Origin of the sequence: Mesorhizobium sp. M4B.F.Ca.ET.089.01.1.1 (assembly GCF_004022605.1) — a bacterium.
Classification (GTDB): Bacteria; Pseudomonadota; Alphaproteobacteria; order Rhizobiales; family Rhizobiaceae; genus Mesorhizobium; species Mesorhizobium abyssinicae.
Genome location: NZ_RZOS01000275.1, coordinates 1 through 7,693, shown reverse-complemented (window position 1 = coordinate 7,693; position 7,693 = coordinate 1). Strand labels below are relative to the sequence as shown.

Here is a 7,693-nt window from a genome sequence, read left to right as displayed (position 1 = left end):
GACCTCGATGGCACGGAAAACCTCGCCGGGCGCGAGCGCTGGCCGCACCGGCCGTTCGCGCAAGGTGTCGCGGTAGTCGACGCCCCAGTCGGCGGCACGCCTCGACCATGCGCGGAATTCGCTGTTGTCCATGTTTCCTCCCGATAGCCGGCGGCTGCCGGCGAGTTCAGCCGGCTCGAATTTTGATTAACATGTTAAATATATAAAGGCAATGCGCCAGCGAGGTCGCGCCGCCCTAGCCCGGATAGTCCGGCAGGCTGGCAAAGGCGGTCCTCAGGGCGTTCGACCAGCCGTCCGAGATGGTGCGGTAATATTGATCGTCCTGGCCGATGCGCTTCTTCATGCTGACCTTGAAGGCGTCCTTCTCGTAGAACAGGAGATCGAGCGGCAGGCCGACCGACAGGTTCGACTTCAGCGTCGAATCGAATGAGACCAGAAGCAGCTTCACCGTCTCGGCCAGGCTCATCGTGCGCTCATAGGCGCGGATGATGATCGGCTTGCCGTATTTGGTCTCGCCGATCTGGAAGAACGGCGTGTCGTCGGTCGATTCGATGAAATTGCCTTCCGGATAGATCATGAACAGCCGCGGCGGGCTGCCCTTGATCTGGCCGCCGAGGATGAAGGAGGCGTTGAAATAGGAATCGGCCTTGTCGCCGGCCGGCGAGGAATGAGCGATGACCTCCTTGACCGTGTCGCCGACCAGCCGCACCGTCTGATACATGGACGGCGTCTCGAGCAGCGTCGCGTGACGATCGGCAACCGCCTTGGTGCGTTCGTCGAGCAGGCTGACGACGGCCTGCGTGGTCGCCAGATTGCCGGCCGACATCAGCACGATGACGCGTTCGCCGGGCTCCTCCCAGACATGCATCTTCTTGAAGGTGGAGATCGAATCCATGCCGGCGTTGGTGCGCGTGTCCGACATGAACACGAGCCCGCGATCGATCTTCAGGCCGACGCAATAGGTCATGGCTGCACTTCCAGAGCAATTCGAGGAGAAGTGCGTAGCGCCTTTCCGCCCGGAATTGCGTCAAAAAACCTGGAGCGGATCGGCGAATCTATCAAAGCCGCACCGCTCCAGCGGCGAATCTTGCTGAATTACTGCTCTACCGTGACGGTGACGGCAAGCTTCTCGTCCGCTTGACCGAGCAGAATCCCCGATATGGGCGAGGCATCGCGGTAGTCGCGACCCGTCGCCACCCTGACATAGCGTTCGTCGGGAGAGATGCCGTTGGCGGCATCGAAGGCAACCCAGCCGAGGCCCTGAACATGCGCCTCGGCCCAGGCGTGGCTTGCTGCCTGCTCGACAGCCGCGTCCATCATCAGATAGCCGCTGACATAGCGGGCCGGAAACCCCATGGCGCGCGCCGCGGCGGCGAAGATATGGCTGTGGTCCTGGCAGACGCCGGTCTTCAACGCCAGCGCCTCCTCGGCCGGCGTCATCACGGTGGTGGCGCCAGGCTTGTAGGCGACACGCTCGCCGATCGTGCCCATCAGCCGGTGCAGCCGCTCGATATCGGTGCCCTTCCCCGCCGAGCCGGCAAGCTCGCGAATGCCTTCGCCGGCGGCGGTCAACGGCGTTTCCTGGGCAAACAGCCAGAGCGGCGCGAAACCATGATGCGGACCGGATACGCCAGTGGTGTCGCGCGTGAGCACATCGCCCGACGCTTCGATGGTGATGGCGTGAGGCTCGCCTTCGACGCTCAGAAGCCTTGTGTCGTTGCCGAAGTGGTCGGTGAAACGCACCTCCTCGCGCGCGCCGTCGATATTCAGGCCCCAGGACTGCACGGTCTGCGTGTGGCCGCTGACCGGCAGCAGGCGCAGCCGCTGCAGCAGATATTGCACCGGCGCATCGTAGCGGTACTCGGTCCGATGGGTGATCTTGAGCCGCATGGCTTCATTTTCCGTTTGCGAGCATGAAGCTCAATAGAACCTGTAGTCCTGCGCGATCTCGTCGCCGAGCCTGGTGTTGTCGCGGATGAAGTTGGCCAGGAATTCATGCAGGCCGGCGTCGAATATATCCTTGATCGAGCCTGCCCGCAGCATCGCCTGGGTCTTCTCGGCCGTGGCATGGCAGGCGTGGCGCTCGCCATAGTCGTCGCCCAGGAATTTCAGATGCTCGGCGAGGAAGCGGTAGCAGAAGGTGAGCGAACGCGGCATGCGCACGTTGAGGATCAGGTAGTCGGCAATGTTGGTCGGCTTGTAGTCGGCATCGTAGACCCACCGGTAGGAGCGATGCGCCGACACCGAGCGCAGGATCGATTCCCACTGATAGTTGTCGAGCGTCGAGCCGACCCAGGAGATCGAGGGCAGCAACACGTAATATTTGACGTCGAGGATGCGGGCCGTGTTGTCGGCGCGCTCGACATAGGTGCCGAGTTGCGAGAAATCGAAGATCTCGTTGCGCAGCATGGTGCCGTAGAAGGAGCCGCGGATCAGCGCCGTCTCGCGCTTGATGGCGTCGAGAACGGTCGGCAGGTCGCGTTCGTCGATGGGCTTGGCCAGCATGCGCTTCAGCGACATCCAGGCCTCGTTGATGCTTTCCCAGGTCTCGCGCGTCAGCGCGGTGCGCACCATGCGGGCATTGTTGCGGGCGGTCTCGATCGCCGACATCGTGCTCGACGGGTTCGAGGTGTCGCGCAGCAGGAAGTCCGAGACGTTGGCCGCGGTATAATCCTGATACTTCTGGGTGAAGGCGACGTCGGATCCGGCGCTAAGCAACACGGAATTCCATTCTTCCGACGCGTTCTGCGTACGGGTGAGCGCCATGCGCAGGCCGGCATCGACAAGGCGGGCCATGTTTTCGGCCCGCTCGATGTAGCGGTTCATCCAGTAGAGCCCGTTGGCGGTGCGGCCGAGAAGCATGGGAAGTGGCCCTTCGGGCTAGTGAGTAGGGAATAAGGAGTAGGCAGTAGTAAGAGCTTGAATTTCAATGAAATACGGCATTCCCAGCCCCCTATGCTTTCACACTACTGCTTACTGCCTACTCACTAATCCCTACTCACTCAGCTCAATCATCCAGCACCCACGTATCCTTCGTCCCGCCGCCCTGCGAGGAATTGACCACCAGAGAGCCCTCTTTGAGGGCCACGCGCGTCAAGCCGCCGGGCACGATCTGGATACGGTCGGAGACCAGCACATAGGGGCGCAAATCGACGTGGCGCGGCGACAGGCCCTTCTCGGTCAGGATCGGACACGTCGATAGCGCCAGCGTCGGCTGGGCGATGTAGTTCGACGGCTTTGCCGCGAGCTTCTTGGCGAAATCCTGGCATTCCTTCTTGGTCGCCGCCGGCCCGACCAGCATGCCGTAGCCGCCGGAGCCGTGCACTTCCTTGATGACGAGTTCGTTGATGTGCTCCAGCACATATTTCAAGCTGTCCGGCTCGGAGCAGCGCCAGGTCGGGATGTTGCCGAGGATCGCCTTGCGGCCGGTGTAGAACTCGACGATCTCCGGCATGTAGGAATAGATCGCCTTGTCGTCGGCGATGCCGGTGCCCGGCGCGTTGGCGATGGTGATGTTGCCGGCGCGGTATACGTCCATGATGCCGGGCACGCCAAGCGCGGAGTCCGGCCGGAAGGTCAGCGGATCCAGGAAAGAATCATCCACCCGGCGGTAGAGCACGTCGATCTGCTTGTAGCCTTCGGTGGTGCGCATCGCGACGTGGCCGTCGACGACGCGCAGGTCCTGGCCCTCGACCAGTTGCACCCCCATCTGGTCGGCGAGGAAGGCGTGCTCGAAATAGGCGGAGTTGTAGCTGCCTGGCGTCAACACGGCGATGGTCGGCGCGCCCTTGGTGCTTTGCGGCCTGACCGCTGCCAGCGACTGGCGTAACAGCTGCGGATAGTTTTCGACCGGCCGCACCTTGATCTGCTGGAACAGCTCGGGAAAGAGCTGCATCATCGTCTCGCGGTTCTCCAGCATGTAGGAGACGCCGGAGGGTGTGCGGGCATTGTCCTCGAGAACGTAGAACTCGTTCTCCGAAATGCGCACGATGTCGACGCCGATGATGTGGGTGTAGACGCCCGCGGGCGGCCTGACGCCGATCATCTCAGGCAGGAAGGCCTCGTTCTTGGCGACCAGTTCCCTGGGCACGCGGCCGGCGCGCAGGATCTCCTGGCGGTGGTAGATGTCGTCGAGGAAGGCGTTCAGTGCCTGGACGCGCTGCTCGATGCCTTGCGTCAGGCGGCGCCATTCATTGCCCGAGATGATGCGCGGAACGATGTCGAAGGGGATCAGCCGCTCCGAGGCTTCCTGCTCGCCGTAGACGGCAAAGGTGATGCCCGTCTTGCGGAAGACGCGTTCGGCGTCCTGCATTTTCTCGGTAAGCCTGGCCGGGTCTTGCTCCTTCAGCCAGCGATCATAAGCCGAATATGGTCTTCTCAGTCCGGAAACTTCCGGAAGCATTTCATCGAACGCTGCCAATCGCGTACTCCCCTGTAAGACCATTTCACTGGCGTCGCCGGAGAAAATCAAGCGCAATCGGTGATTTGATGAGTGACGGCGGTCGTTATGTCAGGACTGCCCAAGATTAAGGCAGGGCCGACGGGACCGGGTCAGGCTTTGCCTTGCTCCCGGGCAAACGACAAAAGGCGACTCAGAAGGCGCGGAAGGTCACGATGGTGAAGGTGTCCTTGATGCCGGGCAGAATCTGCACCTTCTCGTTGATGAAGTGGCCGACATCCTGGTCGTCCTCGACATAGAATTTGGCGAGCAGGTCGTAATTGCCGGCAGTCGAGTAGATTTCCGAGGCGATCTCGGCATCGGCAAGCGCGCTGGCGACCTCATAGGCCTTGCCGAGATCGCACTTAATCTGCACGAAAAATGCCTTCATTGCCCGGTCCTGCCTAGCCTGTGAGCGAATAAGCGGCCCTTTTGGCAGACTGCCGCCCGGCTTTCAAGCATCAGCCGGCCATGCGCAACAGTTGGCTGCTCGGCAGCGCCGAATGGCTGATGCTTGCGAGCTGCTGAAACCACCAAGCGATGCCATGCGTATGTTAGGATGCATCTTCGGACTGCGATTTCCCCCGGGGACAACGGAGACAGGCCATGCGCCGCTCATTATTCGCATTCGCAATCATTCCATTCCTGTTCATGTCCTCGGCCTTCGCCGGCGACGCCGAGATCAAGGCGGCGCAGACGGTCATCGACAGCCAGCTGAAAGCCTTCGTCGCCAATGACGGCGCCAAGGCCTACAGTTTCGCCGCGCCGAACGTGAAACGCGTCTTCCCGACCGTCGACATGTTCATGAACATGGTGACCAACGGCTACGCGCCGGTGCGCAAGCCGCAAAGCTATGCCTTCGGCAAGGTCGAGCAGACGGGCCCGACCTCGATCATCCAGCAGGTGATGATCGTCGGGCCCGACGGCAAGGACTACGAGGCGGTCTACACGCTGGAGCAGCAGCCTGACGGCAGCTTTCAGATCACCGGCTGCAGCCTGCGGGCGTCGACGTCGCTGAGCACCTGATCCGGTCAGACGACCGGAATATCGCCGCGGGCCCAGCCCTCGGAAATCTCGGCCGCCTGCGCCTCGAAGGCGCCGGCCTGGATGGCGGTGCGGATATCCTGCATCAGTTTCTGGTAGTAGGACAGGTTGTTCCAGGTGAGCAGCATCGCCCCCAGCGATTCCTGCGAACGCACCAGGTGGTGCAGATAGGCGCGCGAATAGTCGCGCGCGGCCGGGCAATCGCTCTCTTCGTCCAGCGGGCGCGGATCGTCGGCATGGCGGGCGTTGCGCAGGTTGACCTTGCCGCGGCGCGTGTAGGCGAGGCCATGGCGACCGGCGCGGGTCGGCATCACACAGTCGAACATGTCGATACCGCGCGCCACCGATTTCAAGATGTCGTCCGGCGTGCCGACGCCCATCAGGTAGCGCGGCTTGCCGGCCGGAAGTTCGGGACAGGTGATGTCGAGCATTTCCAGCATCACCGCTTGCGGCTCGCCGACGGCCAGCCCGCCGACGGCATAGCCTTTCAGATCCATCGCGTTCAGGGCTTGCGCCGAGCGCACGCGCAAATCGGCAATATCGCCGCCCTGGACAATACCGAACATCGCCTTGCCCGGCTGGTCGCCGAAGGCCGTCTTGCAGCGCTCGGCCCAGCGCAGCGACAGTTCCATGGCGCGCTCGATCTCCTTCGGCTTGGCCGGCAGTGCCGTGCATTCGTCGAGTTGCATCTGGATGTCGGAATCGAGCAGACCCTGGATCTCGATCGATCGCTCAGGCGACATCTCGTAGGGCGCGCCGTCGATATGCGAGCGGAAGGTGACGCCCTTTTCCGAGAGCTTGCGCAGTTTGGACAGCGACATCACCTGGAAGCCGCCGCTGTCGGTGAGGATGGGATGCGGCCAGCGCGCGAATTCATGCAGGCCGCCGAGCTTCGCCACGCGCTCGGCGCCGGGCCGCAGCATCAGATGATAGGTGTTGCCGAGGATGATGTCGGCGCCGACGCCGCGCACCTGGTCCATATACATGGCCTTGACGGTACCGCCGGTGCCGACCGGCATGAAGGCCGGCGTGCGGATCTCGCCGCGCGGCATCGAAATCACGCCGCGCCGCGCCTTGCCGTCGGTGGCAAGCAGCTTGAAGGTGAAAGCCTCAGCCATTGAAGTCCTTGTCGTGCACAGGCGCGCCGGGTGCCTGCTCGTCGAGCCACTGCCGGTAGCGGATGCAGCTGCGCATGAATTTTTCCCAGGGCGGCACCGCGATGGCAGGTTCGGTCTTTTCCGGCAGCAGGGCCCAGAGGTCGGGGTGATGCCAGCAGAGATCGTGGCCGGTGGAGTCGCGATGGGTGCGAATCCCGGCGCGCAATTTCTTCACCTCCGCGACCAGAGCGTCGCGGTCCATGTGTTCCAGATCATCGTCCATCGCTCGTCTCCGCTCGGTTAAGCAAGCTGGCGTCTCCGTAGGAGTAGAACCTGTAGCCGCTGTCGATGGCATGCGCATAGGCCGCGCGCATCGTCTTCAGCCCGCTGAAGGCCGAGACCAGCATGAACAGCGTCGAGCGCGGCAGATGGAAATTGGTCATCAACAGGTCGGCGGTGCGGAAGTGGTAGCCGGGTGTGATGAAGATATCGGTCGGGCCCGACCATGCGGCGAGTTTGCCGTCTTCCCTGGCGGCGCTCTCCAGCAGGCGCAGCGACGTCGTGCCGACGGCGACGATCCGCCCTCCCCGCGCCCTTGCCGCGTTGAGCGCTTCGGCGGTCTCGGCGCTGACAGAGCCGGTCTCGGCATGCATCTTGTGGTCGGCGGTGTCGTCTGCCTTAACCGGTAGGAAGGTGCCGGCGCCGACATGCAGCGTGACGAAGCGGCGTTCCACCCCCTTGGCGTCGAGAGCGGCAAACAGCTCGGGCGTGAAATGCAGCCCGGCGGTGGGCGCTGCGACCGCGCCCTCCTCCCTGGCGTAGATGGTCTGGTAGTCGCTGCGGTCGCGCTCGTCGTCGTCGCGCTTGGAGGCGATGTAGGGCGGCAGCGGGATGTGGCCGACGGCGTGCAGCGCCTCGTCGAGGAACGGGCCGGAGAGATCGAAGCCGAGCAGAACCTCGCCGGCCTCGCCCTTCTCGATCACCGTGGCGTCGAGCTGGCCGAGGAAGCAGGAATTGGCGTCATGGCCGAAATGGATGCGGTCTCCGGCACTGATGCGCTTGCCCGGCCGCATGAAGGCCTGCCAGCGGTCGGGCAAGCGCATCAGTGCCGGAG

General features: G+C 63.2%; 9 protein-coding genes. 1 reads left to right on the top strand and 8 read right to left on the bottom strand.

Annotated elements, in window-relative coordinates; genetic code table 11:
• Positions 1-235 precede the first annotated feature (235 nt).
• The 5 genes from EN780_RS22460 to EN780_RS22440 all read right to left on the bottom strand — a co-directional run bounded on the left by EN780_RS22460 (position 236) and on the right by EN780_RS22440 (position 4,829).
• Positions 236-967: a peptidase gene (locus EN780_RS22460; protein WP_127285977.1), complete on the bottom strand. Its 732-nt coding sequence runs from the start codon at positions 965-967 to the stop codon at positions 236-238.
• 128 nt (positions 968-1,095) lie between these two features.
• On the bottom strand, positions 1,096-1,890 hold the full coding sequence (locus tag EN780_RS22455) for a transglutaminase family protein (protein WP_127391927.1): 795 nt from the start codon (positions 1,888-1,890) through the stop codon (positions 1,096-1,098).
• A 30-nt stretch (positions 1,891-1,920) separates the two neighbouring features.
• Positions 1,921-2,862, bottom strand: a complete 942-nt coding sequence (locus EN780_RS22450; protein WP_127285975.1) for an alpha-E domain-containing protein — start codon at positions 2,860-2,862, stop codon at positions 1,921-1,923.
• 145 nt (positions 2,863-3,007) lie between these two features.
• Positions 3,008-4,420 (bottom strand): circularly permuted type 2 ATP-grasp protein, encoded by a 1,413-nt coding sequence (locus tag EN780_RS22445; protein ID WP_187331400.1) that lies wholly within the window; start codon positions 4,418-4,420, stop codon positions 3,008-3,010.
• 172 nt (positions 4,421-4,592) lie between these two features.
• Positions 4,593-4,829, bottom strand: coding sequence for an Lrp/AsnC ligand binding domain-containing protein (locus EN780_RS22440; protein WP_127391929.1), 237 nt, complete (start codon positions 4,827-4,829; stop codon positions 4,593-4,595).
• A gap of 215 nt (positions 4,830-5,044) precedes the next feature.
• Between EN780_RS22440 and EN780_RS22435 the strand changes: the two genes are divergently transcribed.
• Positions 5,045-5,464 (top strand): DUF4864 domain-containing protein, encoded by a 420-nt coding sequence (locus EN780_RS22435; protein ID WP_127285972.1) that lies wholly within the window; start codon positions 5,045-5,047, stop codon positions 5,462-5,464.
• A 5-nt stretch (positions 5,465-5,469) separates the two neighbouring features.
• Here EN780_RS22435 and tgt read toward each other — a convergent pair whose 3' ends face one another.
• The 3 genes from tgt to queA form a co-directional block, all read right to left on the bottom strand.
• Positions 5,470-6,600, bottom strand: a complete 1,131-nt coding sequence (gene tgt, locus EN780_RS22430) for a tRNA guanosine(34) transglycosylase Tgt (RefSeq protein WP_127285971.1) — start codon at positions 6,598-6,600, stop codon at positions 5,470-5,472.
• Positions 6,593-6,862: a hypothetical protein gene (locus EN780_RS22425; protein WP_128275352.1), complete on the bottom strand. Its 270-nt coding sequence runs from the start codon at positions 6,860-6,862 to the stop codon at positions 6,593-6,595. The genes tgt and EN780_RS22425 overlap by 8 nt, the downstream gene beginning before the upstream one ends.
• A partial coding sequence (queA, locus tag EN780_RS22420) for a tRNA preQ1(34) S-adenosylmethionine ribosyltransferase-isomerase QueA (RefSeq protein ID WP_128275351.1) occupies positions 6,852-7,693 on the bottom strand: 842 nt, incomplete at its 5' end. The genes queA and EN780_RS22425, both read right to left, overlap by 11 nt.

Coding starts and splice junctions, on each gene's coding strand:
- tgt (WP_127285971.1), bottom strand. CDS start 6,600: ATGGCTGAGGCTTTCACCTTCAAGCTGCTTGCCACCGACGGCAAGGCG.
- EN780_RS22435 (WP_127285972.1), top strand. CDS start 5,045: ATGCGCCGCTCATTATTCGCATTCGCAATCATTCCATTCCTGTTCATG.
- EN780_RS22440 (WP_127391929.1), bottom strand. CDS start 4,829: ATGAAGGCATTTTTCGTGCAGATTAAGTGCGATCTCGGCAAGGCCTAT.
- EN780_RS22460 (WP_127285977.1), bottom strand. CDS start 967: ATGACCTATTGCGTCGGCCTGAAGATCGATCGCGGGCTCGTGTTCATG.
- EN780_RS22455 (WP_127391927.1), bottom strand. CDS start 1,890: ATGCGGCTCAAGATCACCCATCGGACCGAGTACCGCTACGATGCGCCG.
- EN780_RS22450 (WP_127285975.1), bottom strand. CDS start 2,862: ATGCTTCTCGGCCGCACCGCCAACGGGCTCTACTGGATGAACCGCTAC.
- EN780_RS22425 (WP_128275352.1), bottom strand. CDS start 6,862: ATGGACGATGATCTGGAACACATGGACCGCGACGCTCTGGTCGCGGAG.